16 protein-coding genes and 1 pseudogene are annotated in these 21,475 nt (G+C 51.6%); 14 read left to right on the top strand and 3 right to left on the bottom strand.

The window, feature by feature from the left end; translation table 11 throughout:
- The first annotated feature begins 278 nt into the window (after positions 1–278).
- From AYI96_RS12795 to AYI96_RS12830, 8 genes are all read left to right on the top strand, one after another.
- Entirely contained in the window at positions 279–674 is a 396-nt protein-coding gene (locus tag AYI96_RS12795) for an H-NS family nucleoid-associated regulatory protein (protein WP_039035928.1), read from the top strand.
- 259 nt (positions 675–933) lie between these two features.
- Positions 934–4,038 carry an amidohydrolase family protein gene (locus AYI96_RS12800; protein WP_144361714.1) on the top strand — a complete coding sequence of 1,035 codons (3,105 nt, stop codon included), beginning with the start codon at positions 934–936 and terminating at the stop codon, positions 4,036–4,038.
- Positions 4,039–4,070: 32 nt separating this feature from the next.
- Complete coding sequence (locus AYI96_RS12805) at positions 4,071–5,339, top strand: amidohydrolase family protein (protein ID WP_071477129.1); 1,269 nt, start codon at positions 4,071–4,073, stop codon at positions 5,337–5,339.
- Positions 5,340–5,400: 61 nt separating this feature from the next.
- Positions 5,401–5,781, top strand: coding sequence for an Rcs stress response system protein RcsF (gene rcsF, locus AYI96_RS12810; RefSeq protein WP_039035930.1), 381 nt, complete (start codon positions 5,401–5,403; stop codon positions 5,779–5,781).
- Positions 5,782–5,791: 10 nt separating this feature from the next.
- A complete protein-coding gene (gene tsaA / locus AYI96_RS12815; RefSeq protein ID WP_144361715.1) occupies positions 5,792–6,526 on the top strand; it encodes a tRNA (N6-threonylcarbamoyladenosine(37)-N6)-methyltransferase TrmO in 735 nt (244 codons plus the stop codon).
- Positions 6,523–7,176 (top strand): acyltransferase, encoded by a 654-nt coding sequence (locus AYI96_RS12820; protein ID WP_144361716.1) that lies wholly within the window; start codon positions 6,523–6,525, stop codon positions 7,174–7,176. The genes tsaA and AYI96_RS12820 overlap by 4 nt, the downstream gene beginning before the upstream one ends.
- Before the next feature lie 98 nt (positions 7,177–7,274).
- Positions 7,275–8,453: a GGDEF domain-containing protein gene (locus AYI96_RS12825; protein WP_162206952.1), complete on the top strand. Its 1,179-nt coding sequence runs from the start codon at positions 7,275–7,277 to the stop codon at positions 8,451–8,453.
- A 100-nt stretch (positions 8,454–8,553) separates the two neighbouring features.
- Positions 8,554–10,272 carry a proline--tRNA ligase gene (locus AYI96_RS12830; protein ID WP_144361718.1) on the top strand — a complete coding sequence of 573 codons (1,719 nt, stop codon included), beginning with the start codon at positions 8,554–8,556 and terminating at the stop codon, positions 10,270–10,272.
- Between the two features lie 160 nt (positions 10,273–10,432).
- Here AYI96_RS12830 and grpE read toward each other — a convergent pair whose 3' ends face one another.
- Positions 10,433–11,050: a nucleotide exchange factor GrpE gene (gene grpE, locus AYI96_RS12835; protein WP_039035935.1), complete on the bottom strand. Its 618-nt coding sequence runs from the start codon at positions 11,048–11,050 to the stop codon at positions 10,433–10,435.
- 94 nt (positions 11,051–11,144) lie between these two features.
- Here grpE and nadK point away from each other — a divergent pair, with 94 nt between their 5' ends.
- From nadK to AYI96_RS12865, 6 genes are all read left to right on the top strand, one after another.
- Positions 11,145–12,023 (top strand): NAD(+) kinase, encoded by an 879-nt coding sequence (gene nadK / locus AYI96_RS12840; protein ID WP_039035936.1) that lies wholly within the window; start codon positions 11,145–11,147, stop codon positions 12,021–12,023.
- A 652-nt stretch (positions 12,024–12,675) separates the two neighbouring features.
- Positions 12,676–14,322, top strand: a complete 1,647-nt coding sequence (locus AYI96_RS12845) for an L-lactate permease (protein WP_052248277.1) — start codon at positions 12,676–12,678, stop codon at positions 14,320–14,322.
- 80 nt (positions 14,323–14,402) lie between these two features.
- Positions 14,403–17,207, top strand: a complete 2,805-nt coding sequence (locus tag AYI96_RS12850) for an FAD-binding and (Fe-S)-binding domain-containing protein (protein WP_039035937.1) — start codon at positions 14,403–14,405, stop codon at positions 17,205–17,207.
- Between the two features lie 311 nt (positions 17,208–17,518).
- Positions 17,519–18,262, top strand: coding sequence for a (Fe-S)-binding protein (locus AYI96_RS12855; protein ID WP_144361719.1), 744 nt, complete (start codon positions 17,519–17,521; stop codon positions 18,260–18,262).
- 10 nt (positions 18,263–18,272) lie between these two features.
- Positions 18,273–19,649 (top strand): lactate utilization protein B, encoded by a 1,377-nt coding sequence (locus tag AYI96_RS12860; RefSeq protein ID WP_144361720.1) that lies wholly within the window; start codon positions 18,273–18,275, stop codon positions 19,647–19,649.
- A 4-nt stretch (positions 19,650–19,653) separates the two neighbouring features.
- Positions 19,654–20,223: a lactate utilization protein C gene (locus AYI96_RS12865; protein ID WP_039035940.1), complete on the top strand. Its 570-nt coding sequence runs from the start codon at positions 19,654–19,656 to the stop codon at positions 20,221–20,223.
- 71 nt (positions 20,224–20,294) lie between these two features.
- On the opposite strand, the gene AYI96_RS12870 is transcribed toward AYI96_RS12865, so the two are convergent.
- Together AYI96_RS12870 and AYI96_RS12875 are read right to left on the bottom strand one after the other, a co-directional pair.
- The gene (locus tag AYI96_RS12870; RefSeq protein ID WP_160289588.1) at positions 20,295–20,501 is read right to left on the bottom strand and encodes an energy transducer TonB; all 207 of its coding nucleotides are present in this window, start codon (positions 20,499–20,501) and stop codon (positions 20,295–20,297) included.
- 89 nt (positions 20,502–20,590) lie between these two features.
- Positions 20,591–20,698: pseudogene (locus AYI96_RS12875) on the bottom strand (IS5/IS1182 family transposase); the annotation flags it as partial.
- Positions 20,699–21,475: the final 777 nt, after the last annotated feature.

Genomic DNA, 21,475 nt, shown 5'->3' on the forward strand with positions numbered 1-21,475 from the left:
ACCGATGATACCAGATACATCAGTACAGGATGGCTCAACTTTACGTGCTGTTGACGTTAACGTCAACAGTAGTTTAAACGCTCGTTTGCCAATTCTGTCACACTTTATGGTCAGTTTTTTGAACACTTGGCAACTTTTATGGTCGTAGAATTGAAATAAATAAAGAAATTAATGTCAATTGACGTAAAAATATTTGATCCTGACACTTATAGTTTCTATTATTTATAGCGATATTCACCTTAACCCAATTTATAAATTAGCGTGGGACCTAAATACTTATGAGCGATTTTCTTGATATATTGACTCACGGCCGTCGTTTTAAAGCCGCAGTAAAAGAGTTAAGCGTTGCAGATCTGCGCGATCTGGCAGTCAAATTGGATAAGATCATTATTGATCGTGAAGAAGAAGCCAAGAAAGAAGAAAAGGCACAGGCTGAACGTCTGTCTAAAATTGAAGAGATCCGTAAGCAGATGGAAGCCGTTGGCCTATCTGTTGAAGATCTGGGTAATGTTGCTGCCGCCAAGGCTGCTCCCAAGAAGCGTGCTCCCCGCCCACCAAAATACAAAATCGTTGTAGATGGTCAAACTATTACTTGGACCGGCCAAGGCCGTATGCCAACTGTATTCAAGAACGAAGTAGATAAAGGTCGTTCAATGGATGATTTCCTGATTTAATCAGGTTTTCCTAGCTTAAGCCTCGACAGTGTCGGGGCTTTTTTATGTCTGATAGAAGTCTGGCATCTGTTAAAAAGCCTTACAATTACGCCTTGGCATTTACATTTAGGCTGAGTTAAGTTTACGACTGCCGACTTAAAGCGAGGCTTTCGTCCGCTTTTTTATCACTCTTAGGGGAAACGTACTGATTGATCGCAGCCTGTTCCTCTCTGATGACAATGACTCTCCCCAAGGAATTATGACAAGGTAGCCACAACAGATGAGAATTTCTTTCCCCGCCATAAACCTACTGTTGTTCAGTCTTGTGGCCTGTAGCGCCTTTGCCGATGAGACACAGCTGACAGACAATACTCCGAGATTGACCGCCTTAACCCATGCCAAGCTTATACTTTCACCTGGGAAACAGCTGGATAACGCTACATTACTTATTGAAAATAACCGAATAAAACAAGTAATTTCCAATAATGAAATTCCACAAAATGCTTATAAGATAGATCTCAATGGTTACACCATCTATCCGGGGTTTATCGATCCCTTTGCCGAATATGGTTTGGAGTATTCAGAATCTGCGGCCGCAATTGAAGCTCCAGTCTATCAAATTAAGTCAAAAGGGGCGGTAGCCGCAAATGGCGCCATTCATGCAGAGAAAGAATGGTTTACTTATGTCTTGCCGGACAACAAAACTGCATCAAATTGGATAAGTAATGGCTTCACCAGTGTCCAGAGTGCACATCTTGACGGAATATTCAGGGGAGTCGGCGTCTCACTTTCTTTGGCCGACAAAAAGAGTAACCAAGTGATATATCGCCCCAGAAGCCGACATTTTATGGCATTTGATAAAGGCAATTCACCACAGGATTATCCCAATTCTCTGATGGGAAGCATAGCGTTAATAAGACAGACTCTCAGTGATGCCAACTGGTATAACCAGAATAAAAAGAATGCAGCCGGACGCGAGGGTTTATTATCACCGGAATTTAATACCGCCCTTGAGCGCTTACACGATATAAAAACTCGTGGTGTGATATTTGACACCCGAAATCTCAATAACCAGTTGCGTGCAGCTAAGCTCTTGAGCCAATCAGATATCCAGCCAATCTTACTGGGAAATGGCCAGGAGTATGCAAGAGTGAAAGAACTGCTAGAATATCGACCCGTGTTGATATTGCCGTTGAACTTTCCTGCAGCTCCTCAGGTCAGTGACGAAGACTATGCCAGAGAAGTGCCACTCAACATCTTGAGACATTGGGAGCGGGCACCGAGTAATCCCGCCGTCCTCGCCGCCAATAACATTCCTTTCTCCTTCACCCAATATGGCATGGATGGCAAAGCCTTTTGGCCCAGATTAAGAATGGCGCTGCAGGCCGGCCTCGATGAAGAAGCCGCATTGGCAGCGCTGACAACCCAGGCCGCTGCAGCTGCCGGCATAGAGGATTTAGTCGGTAAACTGGCACCTGGCTATATGGCCGATCTGGTGATAGCCAAAGGCAATCTGTTTCAGGACGGCGAAATAATCAGCGTTTGGCTACAAGGGGAAGAGCAAAAACTAATGCCACCTGGATATCAGTGGCAAGGCAGTTATCGCCTGCATCTAGCTGAACTGGAACTGGATCTTGAACTACAACTGAGTCAACAAAAGCCCCGAACACTCAGGGGTAGCCTCAGCAGCGGTGATCAACAAGTAGAACTCGCTCATCTAACTACCGATAGCAAACGCCTGAGCTTCAGTGCCAATTTGCAAGATGCCGGTATCGGTGGCATTAGTCGAATAACCCTTTGGCAAGATGATGAAGGGCTGCAGGGCAGACTCTTGCATGCCGACGGTGCCATCACCCAATTGGCCGGTTCAAGATTGCCGCACGCACCTTTAACGGCAGAAACAGCTGAAGAAACGAAAGCCTCGGCAGCGGCAGTCAACTCTCAGTCAAAGACAATGAGTAAAACTGAACCCGAGTATCTCAGCCGTTTGACGAGTCCACTGCAAGCCTATGGCCGCAGTGAGCAGCCAGGTACGGAAAAACTGCATATCCGCAATGTCACCCTTTGGACCTCAAGCGAGGCCGGCATAATTGGCAACAGCGACCTGATTCTGGCCAACGGCAAGATTGCAAAGATTGGTACCAATCTCAGCACCCCGAGTGGTTATCAGGTCATAGAGGGAGCTGGCATGCACCTGACTGCCGGGATCATAGATGAGCATTCCCACATTGCCGTCAACGGCGGCCTCAATGAGATGTCCGATGCCATCACCTCAGAAGTGCAAATAGCCGATGTGCTGAACCCGGATGATATTGCCATCTATCGCTCCTTGGCCGGTGGCGTCACCACCGCCAATCTGCTGCATGGCAGCGCCAACCCCATAGGTGGCCAGTCGCAGGTCATTCAACTGCGCTGGGGAGAGTCGGCCGAAAACCTCAAGTTCACCCAAGCCCATCAAGGGATTAAGTTTGCTTTGGGGGAAAACGTCAAACAGAGCAATTGGGGTGAGCGTTATACCCGCAGATTCCCGCAAAGCCGCATGGGGGTTAAAGCCCTGATGAGTGATGCTTTCAATGCCGCCAGAGACTATAAAGATGCCCAAGCCCAATATGCCGAGTTGCGTTCTCGGGAGAAACGTAAGCAGCTCTCCCCTCGCCCCGATTATCGTTTACAGGCGATTGCCCAAGTGCTGAATGGCGAACGCGATGTGCATATTCACTCCTATGTCCAGTCTGAAATCCTGATGTTCTTGCGCCTCGCCGAGGCTTACGATTTCAAAGTCACCGCCTTCACCCATGTACTGGAAGGTTACAAGCTGGCCCCCGAATTGGCGGCTCATGGCGCTGGTGCTTCCACCTTTGCCGACTGGTGGGCCTATAAATTTGAGGTCTATGATGCCATTCCGCAAAATGCCTGTTTGATGATGAATGCCGGCGTGCTCACCTCAATTAACTCAGATGACTTTGAGATGCAGCGTCGCCTGAATCAAGAAGCCGCCAAGTCGGTGAAATACTGCGATATGTCCCAGGAAGATGCCTGGAAGATGGTAACCATCAACCCCGCAAAACAGCTCGGAATAGACGCCATAACAGGTTCTATAGAAGAGGGAAAACAGGCAGATTTGGTGCTCTGGGATGCCAACCCCCTATCGGTTTATGCCAAGAGTCAGGCAGTGTGGATTGGCGGCAAACGCTACTTCGACCGCGCTGAAGATAAGCAAATGACCCAGGCTATTGTCAGCGAGCGCCAAGCGCTGATCCAGAAAATTCTTGGCAGCGACCCGGCGCGGCTTCAAGGCGAAACGACTTCAGAAATCATAGAGCCCTTGTGGCAATGCGATACCCAATTCAACGCCTGGGGCCAGAATAAGGAGAGCCGCCTGTGACCAAGTTTCCTCTATTGCCACGCATGGCATCTATGCTGGCACATCTGCTGCTGGGTGGTTCACTCTTGATGCTCGCCCCGGTAAAGGCCCATAACCTGATCCCGGCCGAGCATCAGCAACAAGCCATATTGCTGAAAAACGCCACGGTTCACACCGTCAGCCAAGGCACTCTCGAGAATACCGATGTGCTGCTCGAGCAAGGTGTTATCAGCGCCGTAGGCCCGGGATTAACGGCTGAAAATGCCCGGGAATTTGATCTCAGTGGCAAACACCTTTATCCCGGCCTCATAGCACTGGATACCACCCTGGGATTGGTGGAAATAGCCATGGCCAGGCCAACAGTCGATAGCCGTGATGTGGGCAGTGCCAATCCACAGCTTGAAGCCGCCAGCGCCTTCAACCCGGATTCGGAATTGTTGCCCAGTGTGCGGGCCAACGGTATCACCCACGCGCAAATAGTCCCAAGAGGCACAGGCATTGCAGGGCAATCTGCACTGGTATCCCTGGATGCCTGGACCATAGAAGATGCCCAGGTCCCAGCCAGACCACAGTTCCACCTCTATTGGCCAACGGAGCCGCAAAAACAAGGTACCAACAAGGCGAATAAACAGGCACAACTGGCCTATCAGGACGCGCTGTCACAGATACACAAACACTTTGAAGCGGGTAAACGCTATGCCTTGAGTCAGCAAAGCAGCGAAGGCGCCCTTGAAGACAGCCGCTGGCAAGCGCTCTTACCGCTGTATCGCCAAGAGGGGCGGCTGTTTGTTCATGCCGACAGGCAGCGGCAGATAGAGGCGGCCATTGCCCTGGCCCGTCAGTATGGATTCAAGCTCACCCTGGTCGGTGGCTATGATGCCTGGCGCCTGGGTGCAGCGCTCAATGAAATAGAGGCAAGCGTCATCTATACCCATACGCTTGACTTGCCACTGCGCGAAGATGAGCCCATAGGTCAGGCATTTAGAGTACCGGCGTTGCTCAAGCGCGCCGGTATTCCCTTCGCTCTCGGCTTCAGCTCCGATTGGGACAGCCGTAACCTGCCGCTGGCAGCAGGCCAAACTGTAGCTTGGGGGCTCAGCAAAGAGCAGGCGCTCAAGGCGATTACGCAAGATGCCGCCAAGATACTGGGCGTAGACAAGCTAGGGGCGATAGCGCCCGGGTTTCAGGCCAATCTGGTAGTCAGCAGCGGCGATATTCTCGATCCCATGAGCAGCAGGATAGAGCTGATGTTTATCGACGGCAGACAGGTGGATCTCAACAATCGTCATCGGCAGCTTTATCAAAAGTATTTGAAGCGATAGAATTTCCCATACAGCTCCCGGGATGGCCGGGAGCATGAACGAATAACTATAAGGCCTGGCCATGAAACCGATTTTTCTTTCCACTCTGGTACTGCTGCTTGGCGGCTGCGCCGGGGAATACAGCTTCAATTCCAACCTAGACAGCCAGGCTATTGAGGAGTACTTCAAACCCTCGGAAGTACAGTTGTTCGATGGCAGCCGACCAACGGGCCAATATGAAGTGCTGGGATTGGTTGAGGGTAATGCCTGCCAGTCCGAGCCCGATGGTGTACCGGCCACTATGGCTGATGCCCGTACCGAGGCGCGCCGGGCGGCAGCAGATATGAAAGCCAATGGTCTCATTATTAAAAACTGTGTCGAAACCCAGGAAGCCGCAGCCGGTTGCTACACCAGCGCCATGTGTGTCGGCCAGGCTATTCGTCTGACAACCCCGAAGGAGTAAGCCTGACGTTATGGGGTTTTCGACTCAGATAGAAGCGGTTGCCTATTGCCGGACACCATATAAACAGAAGTTTGGTATCCCTCGTCAGCCGGGGTTGGTGGACTTTGTTCGCGGTTTTGTCGAGCTGACAGCACCTTACAATCATATCGATGCGGTGCGTGGGCTGGAGCAGTACTCCCACCTCTGGTTACTGTTCTGCTTTCATGAAAATCTGGCCCAGGGCTGGAAAACCACCGTGCGTCCTCCCCGGCTCGGCGGTAATGAAAAGCTGGGAGTGTTTGCTACCCGCTCCACCTTCAGGCCCAATGGCATTGGCCAATCCGTGGTGAAGCTGCATCAAATCCACCAAGTCAAAGGCAAGGTCATACTGGAGATATCCGGCATGGATCTGCTCGATGGCACCCCGATAATCGACATCAAGCCCTATATCCCCTTCTCGGATGCGATACCCGACGCGATAGGCGGCATAGCGCAGCAGGCTCCCGAGCAGGTTGAGGTCAGCTTCAGCCATCTCGCAATAGAACAACTGAGCCAACTCGAGAAACGCTATCCCGGGCTGGATAAGCTTATTCAGGCGGTGTTGGCCCAGGACCCGAGACCCGCTTACAAGAAAGGTAAACCGGATCCGAAACGTTATCAGGTGGCGCTGTATGATCTGGATATCTTCTGGTATGCCCAAGAGCAAGGCATTGAAGTCGAAACCATACAGCCCTTTTGTGCCAAAGCGTCCGGCGCCGGAGCATGATTGATTTTAAGCCCTCAGCGGATGATTATCAGGAACAGCACAAGAGGCGCCTCTCCTGGATGCCCTGGCTCTGGTATCGCCTCAAACCCAAGCATCTCGAATGGGCTCTTCCCTGGCAGCAGGCAATTCAGGCCAAATTACAGGCTTTGGAAACCATCAGCATAGGACAGAACTGCTTTATCGCCCCCGAAGCAGAACTGTTTGCCGAACCCGGCAGGCCGATAATCCTGGGCGATGAGTCCATGATAGCCGCCAACTGCTTTCTGCACGGGCCGATCCAGATAGGCCGGGAGGTCAGCATTAACCACGGATGCTCACTGGACGGCGGCAGTCGCGGCATAGTGATAGGTGCCAAGACCCGCATCGCCAACAATGTCACTATCTATGCCTTCAATCATGGTATGGCGCCGGATATGCCCATCTATCGTCAGAGCAGCCAATCCAAGGGAATAGTTATTGGCGAAGATGTCTGGATTGGCGCCCAGGCCGGAATCGTCGATGGCGTGACCATAGGCGACTGCGCCATCATTGGCATGGGCGCCGTTGTCACCAAGTCGGTACCCGCGTTTGCCATAATGGCGGGAAACCCTGCTAAAGTAGTAGGAGATAGACGCGATAAGCCACTGACAGGCAGAGAGAAAAATCAATAATTAGGAAGATGAGCGCCATGGATTGCCAAACCCGCCCAAACACACAACCACCAAGAAGCATACCAAAGGGGTTACCGGGTATCCGCAGCAGATTACTGTTGAGTTTTTTCCTGCTGGCCGGGCTGATAGTATTTTTTGGCGGTGCCAGCCTCTGGATAATAGATAGCACAAACACAACCCATATCGCCGAACTGCAGAAGCAAAAACAGCTGCTGCAAGCCATTAGAGCCAATCAAATGCAGCATCTGGCACTATTGAAACTCAAAAACAACTGGCCCAGTTATCCCCTTAATGAACGGGAGGCGATTCTTGATGAAACCAGGCAGAGACAACGACAGATAATATCCACCCTGAGCCAGTTTACCCTGGCAACCAAAGAATATGATGAGGCCTTGGTTCTGGGGCAGCAATTGTCAGTGATGAGCGGTCACCCCCTGAGAGCGCCACATATGAATGGCATGATAAGCGCCATAGATCATCTTTCTCTGCGCCTGTCCGGCATAGGCCTGACCCATCTGGATGCCCAGATGCAAAAGAACAGCCAATCGCTGATGCAAACCCTGCTATGGCTGGTGATCGGGTCACTGGCGCTGATAGTTTTGAGCCAATCTGTAGCCTGGACAGTCATTGGCCGCCACTTGCTCAAGCCTCTATTGCAGACCAGCAACAAGCTCAGCGAACTGGTAGAGCAAAACTTTGGTGGCCGCTCGCCAGCCCCGGTGAACCGGGAAACACTCAAGATAAACCATGCGCTGTTGTCCCTTGAGGCGCAGATGAGAGCCTTGACCAGCGAGCAGCAACAAGACGAACTCACGGGGCTTTATAACCGCCGTACATTCAACCAGTTGATGAAACAGTCCTGGCATAAGGGAATAGTAAGGCAGCACAGGATAGGCTTACTCCTCATTCAAAGCGATCAGGCTATTGCCAGCGAAACCCTGCTGCATTTGGCCCAGAGGCTGCTGGACTTTAAGATCAAGGGTGAATATTTTCTGGCACGGTTACAACAATCTCAGTTGGCACTGTTATTACCCAACCAGGATCCGGAAGCCTGTATCCGCATCGCCCAGAGCCTCAATCAATTTGTGTTGGCGGCCAATCTGCGAGCCAAGGCCCAAAGCCCACGACTCACAGTCTCTATCGGCGTGGCCAACATCCAACCCAGCAGACAAAATAATTGGGACAGTTTAGTGTTTCAAGCAGAAGAAGCCCTGCTCAGCGCCCAAAATCGCGGCGGCAACTGTAGTGCCGGTGTCAATCAGTTGCCGACGAGCTAAATTCGAACAAGGAAAGGGGAATTTATCCGCCCTGGCCGCGTGACATCATCGAAGCAAGTGATAAAATGGCGGCCATTCAATTCATTTCGGACCCAAGGTAATGCGAGTCAGTCAATACCTGTTATCAACACAGAAAGAAAACCCTGCCAATGCAGAGATAGTCAGTCATCAGCTTATGCTGCGCGCCGGTATGATACGTCGCAACGCCTCAGGCCTCTATAGCTGGCTGCCGTCCGGCCTGCGCGTACTACGCAAGGTCGAAGCCATTGTGCGTGAAGAGATGAACAAGGCCGGTGCCATCGAAATTCTGATGCCCATGGTACAGCCGGGGGATCTCTGGGTGGAAACAGGTCGCTGGGACAAGTTTGGCCCGGAACTGCTGCGCTTTGTAGACCGTCACAATCGTGACTTCGTTCTGGGCCCGACCCACGAAGAAGTGATTACCGATCTGGTGCGCAAAGAAGTCAGTTCCTACAAGCAACTGCCGCTGACCCTGTATCAAATCCAGACCAAATTCCGTGATGAAGTTCGCCCACGCTTCGGTGTTATGCGCTCACGTGAGTTCCTGATGAAAGATGCCTACTCTTTCCATCTGGATCAGCAAACCATGGATGATACCTATCAGGCCATGTACACAGCTTACAGCAACATCTTGTCACGCATGGGCCTGGCCTTCCGTCCTGTACTGGCGGATACCGGCTCTATCGGTGGCAGCATGTCACACGAGTTCCACGTACTGGCAAGCAGCGGCGAAGATCTGATTGCCTACTCCAATGGCAGCGACTATGCTGCCAATATCGAGAAGGCTGAAGCGCCGCTGCCGACCACAGAGCGCGCCGCACCCACTCAGGAAATGACTTTGGTCGACACGCCAAATGCCAAAACCATAGACGAGCTGGTTGAGCAGTTTGGCCTTGATATCACCAAGACGGTTAAGACACTGATAGTCAAAGGCGCCACCGAAGAAGCCCCACTGGTGGCCCTGGTTGTCCGTGGCGACCATGAGCTGAACGAAGTCAAAGCCGACAAACTGGAACTGGTTGCCGCGCCGCTGGAATTTGCCTCTGAAACAGAAATCCGTGACGCCTTGGGAGCCGGCCCAGGTTCTCTTGGCCCAGTCGGTCTGTCTATTCCTGTGGTCATAGATCACAGTGTTGCCGTGATGAGCGACTTTGCCGCCGGCGCCAACCTAGACGATAAACACTATTTCGGTATCAACTGGGAGCGGGATCTGCCGCTGGCCAGTGCCGCCGATATCCGTAATGTAGTGGAAGGCGAAACCACCCCTGACGGCAAAGGCACTTACGCCTTCGCCCGCGGTATTGAAGTTGGCCATATCTTCCAGTTGGGCACCAACTACTCGGCCGCCATGAACGCCACTGTGCTTGACGAGAATGGCAAGTCTCAGACTCTGCTGATGGGCTGTTATGGTGTCGGCGTCAGCCGCATCGTTGCCGCCGCCATCGAGCAGAATCACGACGACCGCGGTATCATCTGGCCGGAAGCGATTGCGCCATTCACAGTGGGTATTCTGCCGATGAATATGCACAAGTCACACAGAGTGACAGACACTGCCGAACAGCTTTATAAAGAGCTGACCGATGCGGGTATCGAAGTGCTGTTTGATGACCGTAAAGAGCGCCCTGGCGTGATGTTTGCCGATATGGAACTCCTGGGTCTGCCTCACACCATAGTGATTGGCGACCGCAACCTGGATGCCGGTGTTTATGAGTATAAGAACCGCCGCACCGGAGAAAAGCAGGAAGTGCCTATGGCAGAGATAGTGGACTTTATCAAAAAAGCCGCTGGCCAGAAGTAAGCTCCTGGATTCAAGAGCCCCCAGGCTCCAGAAAAAACCAGGAACAAGAAAGCCGAGCTAAGCTCGGCTTTTTCATGGCTGGAAACCTGCTTGCAAATAAAAAACCGCAGACTTATCTGCGGTTTTTTAGTCTCGCCGTTATGGGCGTTTTAGTGCGCTATCAGGCTTGGGTATCAACACCCTCACCGCCCTTGGACACCATTACCATGGCAGGACGCAGCAAACGCTCATTGAGCTGATAGCCCTTTTGCATCACCAGCATCACGGTATTGGCCGGGAACTCGGCGCTTGGTTGCATGCCAATGGCTTGGTGCTGATCAGGGTTAAAAGCTTCGCCGATAGGATCTATCTGCTTGACACCGAACTTCTCCACCGCTGACAGGAAGCTCTTCAGTGTCAGCTCAACACCTTCAAACAAAGGCTTGGTGACTTCATCAGCCTTATCTGCGCCCACCAGAGCACGTTCCATGTTATCGATCACAGGCAACAGTTCATTGCTGAACTTTTCCAGGGCAAACTTATGTGCCTTCTCTACATCCTGCGCCGCCCGGCGACGGATGTTGTCAACTTCGGCTGCGGCACGGATGACAGAATCTTTCTGCTCCTCAACTGTCGCCTGTGCGTCAGATAAAGCCTGCTCCAGCTCCTCAATACGGAAGTTCGCCTGAGTCAACTCGTCGATAATGCCGCCTTCCTCAGCTACGCCCTCGGTGGTTTCAACCTGGTCAACCACTTCTTCGACCTGTTCCTGCTCTGCTTTAAATGACTCTTTGTTCATTTCTACTCCAGCTAAAAATGCTTTGTTTCTGCATACTCTGGGCATATTATGGGGATCAAATTGACCGTTTCAACCCCCAGAGTTCCCAAAATCTATGTCCACTGAGTTTCATACTATAGGCCTGATAGGAAAACCCCACCATCAGGGGACCAACCTGACCCTCAAGCGTCTGCATTATTGGCTGAAAATGCAAGGCTATGATGTGCTTGTGGAAGAGAGAGTCGCGGCTGAACTCGGGAAAGATGTACGCGCGGTAGACCTATTGGATATCGGCGAGCACTGTGATCTGGCGATAGTCGTCGGGGGGGATGGCAATATGCTGGGTGCAGCTCGGGTACTGGCGCGCTTCGATCTCGGCGTTATCGGTGTCAACCGCGGTAATCTGGGTTTTTTAACCGATCTGCCGCCGGATGCCTTTGAAGAGTCGCTCGCCAAGGTGCTGGATGGCGAATACGCCACAGAACACAGGTTCCTGCTGGAAGCCGAGGTTTATCGCCACGGCGAAGTCAAAGCCAGCAATACCGCCGTCAACGAGGCCGTGTTGCACCCAGGCAAGATAGCCCATATGATCGAGTTCGAGGTTTATATCGACAACCAGTTCATGTACAGCCAACGGGCCGATGGCATGATAGTCTCTACACCGACCGGCTCAACCGCCTATTCGCTGTCGGCCGGCGGCGCGATATTGACCCCTAATCTCGAGGCACTGATCCTGGTGCCCATGTTTCCCCATACCCTCTCCTGTCGTCCCATAGTGGTCGACGCCTCCAGCATCATCAAACTGGTAGTGTCACCGGAAAACGGCGAAAACCTGGAAGTGAGCTGTGACGGCCATGTCACCTTGTCTGTGATGCCGGGCGATGAAATTATCCTGAGGCGCAGCAAAGAGCGGCTCAAACTCATCCACCCAAAGGGGCACAACTACTTTCATGTATTGCGCAACAAGTTAGGTTGGGGCAGTAAACTCTTTTGAAGCTTGAGTGGCCTGAGCAAACTCTTACAGCTACAAACGCAGTTCAGCCACAGGCCTGGGTTAAAGCACCTGAGAACAAAGGTGCTTTTTTGTTATTTATTTTCAAAAAATGTAAAACAGCACTCACGTGATCAATGTCACGTTTTATGACGCCCGATATAACGGTGACTAAGATCACGGTAAGCCAGCAAGAAAAAACAACTTATCTATCTGATTTTTATTAGTTTAAATAAAAACACCCAAAAACTAACTTCACCAAAAGCTCAATTAGTGTGACTTAAATCACATTCAAGATTTGCGATATAAGCCTGTCATTCCATCATAAATGAAATAACAGGATCACTTTATTACCCTTTTGAGTAAAACAAAGCCATAATTCCTAAGGTTGTGGGCCATTTTTTAAATATCTATTCCCCAAAGTTATATAAACGCCAGCACGGTAGTGATATCCGTCACACTTTCCATTTGCCAGCGGAGACACGGCTCCCATAACCGAAAACTTAAGCCACATACGAAAGGCAAGATGATCCAGATCATTTTGGTTCCGGGTAAATTAACCATGATAAGCACGCACAACAACAAATGGGAAAGGCGATAGCACTTTCTCAACACCACAATAAGCACAAGCAACATATGAAATGATGAGGCAACCATGACATTTCTTCAGTTACTCGCAAGTCTGACACCCGTGATCAGCGTCATGCTGTTCCTGGTGTTGCTCCGGATGCCCGCATCCAGAGCTATGCCAATCTCCATGGTGATAACCGCCCTGGCCGCCGTTTTTATCTGGCAGATGGACACTACTCTGCTGGCCGCCTCCGTGGTTGAAGGCCTGCTGTCGGCGATTACACCTTTAACCATCATCTTCGGTGCAGTATTCCTGCTCAATACCCTGAAATACTCGGGTGCCATGGATACCATTCGTGCCGGTTTTACCAATATCAGTTCAGACGCCAGGGTTCAGGTGATCATCATCTGTTGGCTGTTCGGCTCTTTTATTGAGGGTTCTGCCGGTTTTGGTACACCAGCCGCGATTGGCGCGCCTCTGTTGGTGCTCTTGGGTATCCCACCGATTGCGGCCGCCGTGGTTGCCCTGGTCGCCGACTCAACTTCAGTGTCTTTCGGTGCCATTGGTCTGCCAGTGCTCTTTGGTATGGAACAGGGCCTGCTCGAAGGCGGTACCAGCATGGCTGCGGCGCAAATTGCCGAACATGGGGGCCATTTCAGCGATTATGCTCAGTTCATTGCCATGCATATGATCACCATAGATTTGATCACAGGTACGCTGATCCCCTTGGTAATGGTGTCTGTGCTGACTGGCTTCTTTGGTCGCAACAAGTCCTTCAAGGAAGGCTTAGCCATCTGGAAATTTGCCCTGTTCGCCGGTTTAGCCTTCACCATTCCTGCCTGGTTGATCAACTTCTTCGCCGGCCCAGAGTTCCCTTCCGTGATTGGTGCCCTGGTCGGTATGGCATTGGTAATCCCGGTTGCCCGCAAAGGCTGGTTACTGCCTAAAACCCCTTGGAATGACTTCGCTGAAAATGACAAAGAGGGCGAAACAGCTCAAGTAGAGAGCAAGGCGCGTTTCTCCCAGTTGGCCGCCTGGACCCCTTACCTGATCATGGCAGGTCTCTTGGTGCTTTCACGTGTGGTACAGCCACTGAAAGCCTGGTTGAACAGCTTCAACATTAGTTGGACCGGCCTGTTAGGCACTGAGCTCAAGGCCGGCTTCGCCACCTTCTTTGCACCGGGCGCCTTCTTTATTGCCGTGTGTATTCTGGGCTTCTTCCTGTTCAGAATGAACTCCAAGGCCATCAAAGAATCGGTTACGGTTTCCTGCAAATCCATGGTGCCAACCATTATCTCCCTGGGTGCCTCTGTGCCTATGGTGAAAATCTTCCTCAACTCAGGCACCAACAGTGCCGGTCTGCAATCCATGCCGGTAGCATTGGCCGATATGCTGGCCGGAAGCCTCGGCAGCGTTTGGGCCTGGATTTCCCCGATAGTCGGGATTTTCGGTGCCTTCCTGTCGGGTTCGGCCACCTTCTCCAATATGATGTTCTCCGGCCTGCAATACAGCGTGGCCGATAACATAGGGGCAAACCATGCACTTATCCTGGCACTGCAAGGTATTGGTGCCAACGCAGGTAACATGATGTGCGTGATGAACGTGGTCGCGGCGGCAACCGTGGTCGGTATGGCCGGTCGCGAATCTGAAATCATCCGTAAGACTATGCCTGTAGCACTTGGCTATGCTTTGCTGGCCGGTACCTTGGCAATGCTCTGGGGCGGATTCTAATAACGATAATAACTCCTCGATAAGGCAGCCGCCCTTGGCGCTGCCTTTATTATCAAATTTAATGTGTAGAGAAATGTCTTATGTCTATCAACTATGAAGCCGTGATCCGTGACCTGCGTAAACAGTTGGGAGAAGCTGCCGTCAGTGACGACCCTGTGCGCCGTTTTGCCTGGTCAACCGATGCCAGCTATTTCCGGATAGTGCCCGAGGTTGTGGTACATGCCGAGGATCTGGAGCAGGTAAAACGCACTCTGGCTGTAGCCAGAAGCTACGGCGCTCCGGTGACTTTCCGTGCCGCTGGTACCAGTCTGTCGGGTCAGGCCATAGGAGAAGGCATATTGCTTATCCTCGGATTTGACGGTTTCCGTACCCTGGATATCAGCGAAGACAGCAACAAAGTCACTCTGGGTGCCGCTGTTATTGGCGCCGATGCCAACGCTGCTCTCAAACCTTTGAATAAAAAAATCGGCCCGGATCCGGCAACTCTGGCTTCAGCCATGGTAGGCGGTATCGTCTCCAACAACGCTTCCGGTATGTGCTGCGGCACCGCCCAAAACAGCTACCAAACCATCTCCTCAGTAAAACTGCTGCTGGCCGATGGCACAGAACTGGATACCGGCAGCGAAGAGTCCAAAGAAGCCTTCCGTCAGTCACACCCCGAACTGCTCAAGGCGTTGGCAGACTTAGGTGCCATGGCTCGCGGTAATGAGACCCTGGCTGCGCGAATTCGCAAAAAGTTCGCCATTAAAAACACCACAGGTTACAGCCTCAACGCCCTGGTGGATTTTGAAGATCCCTTCGACATCATCAACCACATCATAGTCGGCGCCGAAGGCACACTGGCGTTTGTCAACGAAGTCACCTATCACACAGTGGAAGAGGCTAAATTCAAGGCCTCGGCCATGGCGGTATTCTTCAATATGGAAGATGCAGCCCGGGCAATCCCCCCTATTCAGGGCGAAAGCGTAGCCGCAGCCGAGCTGCTGGACTGGGCCTCCATCAAGGCGGTAACAGGCAAAAAGGGCATGCCGGATTGGCTGGCCGAATTGCCTGAAGGCGCTGCGATTTTGCTGATAGAATCCCGCGCCAACGATGATGAAACTTTGGAACGCTATACCCAGGACGTTATCGCCAAACTGGCGCATATCGAGACCGAGCGCCCCATCAGCTTCAGCCGTGACCCGGCCGTTTACGGTAAATATTGGGCCATGCGCTCCGGCCTATTCCCCATTATCGGTGGCGAGCGTCCCAAAGGCACTTCGGTAATCATCGAAGACGTGGCTTTCCGGGTTGAAAACCTAGCCAGTGCCGCCCACGATCTGACCGAGCTGTTCCATAAGCACGGCTATCCTGAAGGGGTGATCTACGGCCATGCGCTAGCCGGTAACTTCCACTTTATCATTACCCCTAAATTCGGCTCCCAGGCCGATATCGAACAGTTCCATCAATTTATGGAAGCGGTCGCCGATATGGTGATCAACAAGTACGACGGTTCGATGAAGGCCGAGCACGGCACAGGCCGCGCCGTGGCACCTTTTGTGGAAATGGAATGGGGCAGTGACGCCTACACCCTGATGAAAAACATCAAGCAGATCTTCGACCCCGAAGGCCTGCTGAACCCTGGGGTGATCCTTAACGACGACAAGCAGGTACACATCAAGAATATCAAGCCCTGTCCCGAAGTGGACGACCTGGTAGATAAGTGTATCGAATGCGGTTTCTGTGAAAAGACCTGCCCCACCTCGGCGCTTAACCTGTCACCCAGACAGCGGATAGCCACCTTGCGTGAAATCGAGCGTCTGGAACAGAGCGGCGACAAGGAAGCCGCCGAGAAGATGCGTGCCGCCGCCAAATATGATGTGGTGGATACCTGCGCCGCCTGTCAGCTGTGTACCATTGCCTGCCCGGTAGACAATAGCATGGGCCAACTGGTTCGCAAGCTGCGTACCCCTTATATCACCACCACAGAACAGAAGGTTCTGGACTTCCAGGCCAAGCACTGGGGCGCTGTCAACCAGGTGTTGAGCACAGGTTTTGATGCCCTGGGCACAATACACAAACTCACGGGCACGGGTATCACCTCAGGGCTGATGAACATGGGCCGGGCGATTTCCAAAGAAGTGCCTTACTGGAACCCTGACTTCCCCAAAGGCGGTAAGCTACCTAAGCCATCGGCTCCCAAAGCCAACCAGGAAACCGTGGTCTACTTCGCCGCTTGCGGTGGTCGTACCTTCGGCCCAACACCGCTGGATCCCGATGACCGTACCTTGCCTGAAGTGGTAGTGACCTTGCTTGAACGTGCCGGCTATAACGTGATTACACCGGCCAAAACCCGCAATCTGTGCTGCGGCCAGATGTGGGAATCAAAAGGGGATTTCAAGAACGCCGATATGAAGCGTGACGAGCTTATTGACGCAGTCAGCGCCATGACCGAGGGCGGCAAGCTGCCCGTGGTTGTCGATGCCCTCTCCTGCACCTACCGTGCTCTTTCCGGCAATCCCAAGGTTGAACTGTTGGATCTGGTCGAGTTCCTGCACGACAAGGTATTGCCGAAACTCACCCTCACCAAGAAGGTCAATGTGGCACTGCATCTGGGTTGCTCGGCGCGTAAGATGAAGCTGGAACCCAAGATGCAAGCCATTGCCGATGCCTGCTCCAACAAGGTGCTGCGCCCGGCCGGTGTAGACTGTTGTGGTTATGCCGGTGAGAAAGGTCTTTACAAGCCTGAGATCAACGCCTCGGCACTGCGTAACATTAAGAAACTCATCCCCACCGACTTTAAGGAAGGTTACTACGCCAACCGTATGTGTGAAGTGGGCCTGAGCCACCACAGTGGTATTTCCTACCGCCACCTGGCTTATTTGCTGGAGGAGTGCAGTCGCTGACTATACTTAGAGGGAGCATTAGCTCCCTCTTTTTTCACCTGTGTTATATAACGGATTCACGTTCGGATTAACGAACAAAATAAATACAAATAAATACATTAAAATCAAATGGTTAAAACTTTCTCATTTTTGCAAAAAAGATTTTAATCATTTACTGAATTAGCACTATTTATTGTGTGGTTATAGGCTTATATTCAAGCATATTTACCCTGTGTCAGGTGATGTTCAAATACAGAGTCAGAAAGCATCTGACCACACCGGACATAGATGATGTCGGTTAACGCAAGCAACATCCAATTAGGAAACACCAAATGAAGATAGCCTTGTTTATTCCCTGTCTGGTCAACCAGATGCTGCCGGATGTGGCCATCGCCACCTTGGAACTGCTGGAGAAGCTGGGGCACCAGGTGATCCTGCCTGAAGGCCAAACCTGCTGTGGTCAGCCCATGACCAACTCGGGTTGTTTTGACGAAGCCCGCAAGACCACTATGAAGCTGCTCAACGCCTTCAAGGGAGTCGAATGCGATGCTATCATATGTCCAGCGGCATCCTGCCTGGTAGCCGCCAAAGAAAACTTCCATGAGTTTGACGACAGCCCGGAAGCCGCGGCCGTTATCGCCAAACTGTACGAATTGACCGAGTTCCTGCACGATGTCGCCCCGGTAGAGAGCTTCCCCAAAGCCTTCCCACACAAGGTGAGCCTACAACTGAGTTGTCACGGTATTCGTATGCTGGATCTCGCCAGCCCCAGTGAATATATGGGCCCACGTTACAACAAAATGGAAGCCCTGCTGGAACGTATTCCCGGCATAGAGATCACCTATCCGGATCGCCGCGACGAATGCTGCGGCTTCGGCGGTACCTTCGCGGTAGATGAAGGTGCTGTGTCTGCCAAGATGGGCAAAGACAAGGCTCAGGCCCATGCAGCCACGGGTGCAGACTATGCCGTCGGTTTTGACCCATCCTGTCTGATGCATCTGGACGGCATGATCCGTCGCCAAAACTTGCCGATAGAAACCCGCCATCTGGCGCAGATCCTCAACGCTGCCATTTAGGGAGATAGCCATGTCACAGACACAAGGGGCCAAAGCCCACGCCAGCCAGGCAGAGATCTTCTGCCGCGATGAGTCCAGAGTTGATTGGCATTCCAAAGCCCTATGGGTGTTGCGGGAAAAGCGCGACCGCGCTGCCGGCAGCCTGCCCGAGTGGGAACAGCTTAGGGATCTGGGTTCGGCTATCAAGCTGCATACCCTGACCAATCTGGCCAAGTATCTGGAAGAGTTCGAAGCCAACTGTATCCAGAACGGCATTCAAGTGCATTGGGCCAAAGACGGCGCCGAGCATAACCGCATAGTGCATGAGATTCTGGCCAGCCATCAGGTGAAGAAGCTGGTGAAGTCCAAATCCATGCTCACCGAAGAGTGTCACCTCAACCCCTTCCTCGAAAGCAAGGGCATAGAGGTCATAGACACAGACTTGGGTGAACGCATCATTCAGCTGAAAAAACAGCCACCTTCACATATCGTGGTCCCCGCCATTCACCTCAAGAAAGAGGAAGTGGGCGAACTGTTCCATGAAAAACTCGGCACAGAGGCCGGTGCCAGCGACCCGACTTACCTGACCCGTGCCGCCCGTGCCCATCTGCGTGAGCAATTCCTCAGTGCCGATGCGGCCATGACAGGGGTGAATATGGCCATCGCCGACAAGGGCGCAGTGGTTGTTTGTACCAACGAAGGTAACGCCGACATGGGCTGTAACCTGCCTAAACTGCAGCTGCACTCCATGGGAATAGACAAGCTGGTACCATCGGTGGAAAGCGCCTCAGTTTACCTGCGTACTCTGGCCCGCAACGCCACCGGCCAGCCGGTAACCACTTACTCCAGCTTCTACCGCGGCCCGCAGGCCGGTGGTGAGATGCACGTCATCATAGTGGACAATGGCCGTACTGAGATGCTCAAGGACAAGATCCTTGCCGAGTCGCTCAAGTGTATCCGCTGTGGCGGTTGTCTGAACACCTGCCCTGTATATCGTCGCAGCGGTGGTTACAGCTACAACTACACTATTCCAGGTCCAATTGGCATCGCAGTCGGTGCGCAGGACGATGACACCAACTCCATCGCCTGGGCCTGTACCCTGTGCGGCTCTTGCTCCTATGTATGCCCCACTAAGGTGCCATTGGACAAGATCATCTTCCGTCAGCGTCGTCTAAAGGCCGAGTCAGGTAAACTGCCTTACGGTAAAGGCAGTTATATGCCATTGGTCGGTAAGTTTATGGCCAGTACCACTATGCTGAACTGCTCCATGAGCATGGCAAGACTGGGCTTGAGAATACTGCCAGGTAGCCTGCTCAAGCCATTCTCTGGCGCTTGGGGTAAATACCGTGAACTGCCCAAGGCACCCGCCTCTAGTTTCGAGGCCTGGTTCAAGAAAAACAGGAGCTAATCAGATGTCCAGCAAATCTTTTATTTTGGATGCCCTTAAGTCCTGCGCACTTGAAGGACACAATATGCCGGCCATAGATGTGGCCCCTAGACTGGACGACCTGATTGGCCAGTTTGAAACCAACCTGGGAACCGTTGCCGGCAAACTGCATAAGCGTGGTGGTTTTACCGAACTGCAGCAGCAAGTCGATGCCTTGATTGCCGAAGGCAAGCAGATTATCTCTCAGGTAGAAGGGGTAACAGGTAACCGTGAAGTGCCCGCTGACAGCCATGATCTGCGTGATATCGATTATGCCGTAATCAAGGGTCAAGTGGGTGTTGCTGAAAACGGTGCCATCTGGGTCAGTCAGAAGTCTCTATCTCACAGGATCACACCTTTTATCTGTGAGAACCTGTTTCTGGTACTGGAAGCCGATGCCATTGTCGCTAACATGCATGAAGCGGCCGACAAGATAATGTTGGACTCGGGTGAGTTTGGGGTGTTTATCGCCGGCCCATCCAAGACGGCTGACATTGAGCAGGCACTGGTAGTTGGTGCCCACGGCGCCTGTAGTCTGAATGTGTTCCTTATCTAACTCAGGATGAGGAGGACAAAAACGCCGGCAACTGCCGGCGTTTTTATTGGGCAACAATCCGCTTTGCAGCCTTAAAGCGTGAAGGAGATCTTCGACCACGTCTTGGCGCTAACAGGCTTACCATCGACAAACTTAGGTGCATAGCGCCACTTTGACACGGCTTTGACGGTTTCAGTTTCAAACTGCTTGCCACCCTTGGAGCCCAGCACTTCCACATGGCTGACAAAGCCCTGTTCGTTTACTGTCTCTTCCACGTTGACCCAACCTTCTCGGCTCATCCTGGCGAACTGATTGGATAACCGGGCACGGCACGAAACACGGGCCGCTGCTCCTGAACCACACTCCAGGGACGCATATTGCATATTGCCTGACAGTGTTGAGTCGCTTTGTCCAACCAGAAAGTGATAGAGCCACGGTTAACTAATGCCTGATTGTATTGCTTCCAATTGGTGACAGTGCGCTTTGACTTGCCCATGATATTGACCGTAAACCTTGCGATGCAAGCTCTGATCATGAAGTGCCAAAAAGGTTCCGCTGTTTTAGACAACAACGCCTTTAAGGCTGGCAAGGAAAATTAATGGATCTGACAGCCTATGCGCCGATACATACAACTGATAAACCCGACACTAAGCCTGTGAGATTACAATACTCAGGTTGGTAAAGCTTTGGTGTTGGAAAAGTACAAAAACACAAGGCGCCCTAAGCAAGCAACAATAAAAACAAACCAAGATCAAAAAAACAGCCAATCAACACATAACTTTAACAACCGAAAAACAAATGCAAAAATGTTAAAGATTGATTTTTTTGATTGCCTTATACACATTTTTTGATTACTTAAGAAATGCATAATTTACAAATTATGCTCAAGGGCAAATACGAAAAAGGAGTTTTTATGAGAAAAATCATACTAATATTAACGTTGTTTTTTCAACATCAAGTACGGCTTATTATCCAAATTATGTATCTAGAACTAACCATCTTGTTGAAATTAGTGAAAAACAATCAGGCCAATGGAATAGCTTGATGGTTATCAACAATGAATCCATAGGACTCCCTATACATAATGAAACAAAAAAATATTAAAATCTATTAATAAAAAGATCTTCTCATCTATAGAATCAAGCGCAAGAACGGAAATCAACAAGCTACCAACATTCCAGGGCGGGATTCCACTTTGCTTATATCTTAACCAAATAACAACTCTGAGCGAAATGTAGGACTCCAACCAGCACGGCGGCGCTTACCTGCCAGA

Source organism: Shewanella sp. MSW (assembly GCF_007636515.1).
Lineage (GTDB): Bacteria > Pseudomonadota > Gammaproteobacteria > Enterobacterales > Shewanellaceae > Shewanella > Shewanella indica.

Bases quoted from the DNA above. Each gene is read 5' to 3' on its own strand.
- AYI96_RS12795 (WP_039035928.1), top strand. From the start codon at position 279: ATGAGCGATTTTCTTGATATATTGACTCACGGCCGTCGTTTTAAAGCC.
- AYI96_RS12800 (WP_144361714.1), top strand. From the start codon at position 934: ATGAGAATTTCTTTCCCCGCCATAAACCTACTGTTGTTCAGTCTTGTG.
- AYI96_RS12805 (WP_071477129.1), top strand. From the start codon at position 4,071: ATGCTGGCACATCTGCTGCTGGGTGGTTCACTCTTGATGCTCGCCCCG.
- rcsF (WP_039035930.1), top strand. From the start codon at position 5,401: ATGAAACCGATTTTTCTTTCCACTCTGGTACTGCTGCTTGGCGGCTGC.
- tsaA (WP_144361715.1), top strand. From the start codon at position 5,792: ATGGGGTTTTCGACTCAGATAGAAGCGGTTGCCTATTGCCGGACACCA.
- AYI96_RS12820 (WP_144361716.1), top strand. From the start codon at position 6,523: ATGATTGATTTTAAGCCCTCAGCGGATGATTATCAGGAACAGCACAAG.
- AYI96_RS12830 (WP_144361718.1), top strand. From the start codon at position 8,554: ATGCGAGTCAGTCAATACCTGTTATCAACACAGAAAGAAAACCCTGCC.
- grpE (WP_039035935.1), bottom strand. From the start codon at position 11,050: ATGAACAAAGAGTCATTTAAAGCAGAGCAGGAACAGGTCGAAGAAGTG.
- nadK (WP_039035936.1), top strand. From the start codon at position 11,145: ATGTCCACTGAGTTTCATACTATAGGCCTGATAGGAAAACCCCACCAT.
- AYI96_RS12845 (WP_052248277.1), top strand. From the start codon at position 12,676: ATGACATTTCTTCAGTTACTCGCAAGTCTGACACCCGTGATCAGCGTC.
- AYI96_RS12850 (WP_039035937.1), top strand. From the start codon at position 14,403: ATGTCTATCAACTATGAAGCCGTGATCCGTGACCTGCGTAAACAGTTG.
- AYI96_RS12855 (WP_144361719.1), top strand. From the start codon at position 17,519: ATGAAGATAGCCTTGTTTATTCCCTGTCTGGTCAACCAGATGCTGCCG.
- AYI96_RS12860 (WP_144361720.1), top strand. From the start codon at position 18,273: ATGTCACAGACACAAGGGGCCAAAGCCCACGCCAGCCAGGCAGAGATC.
- AYI96_RS12865 (WP_039035940.1), top strand. From the start codon at position 19,654: ATGTCCAGCAAATCTTTTATTTTGGATGCCCTTAAGTCCTGCGCACTT.
- AYI96_RS12870 (WP_160289588.1), bottom strand. From the start codon at position 20,501: ATGAGCCGAGAAGGTTGGGTCAACGTGGAAGAGACAGTAAACGAACAG.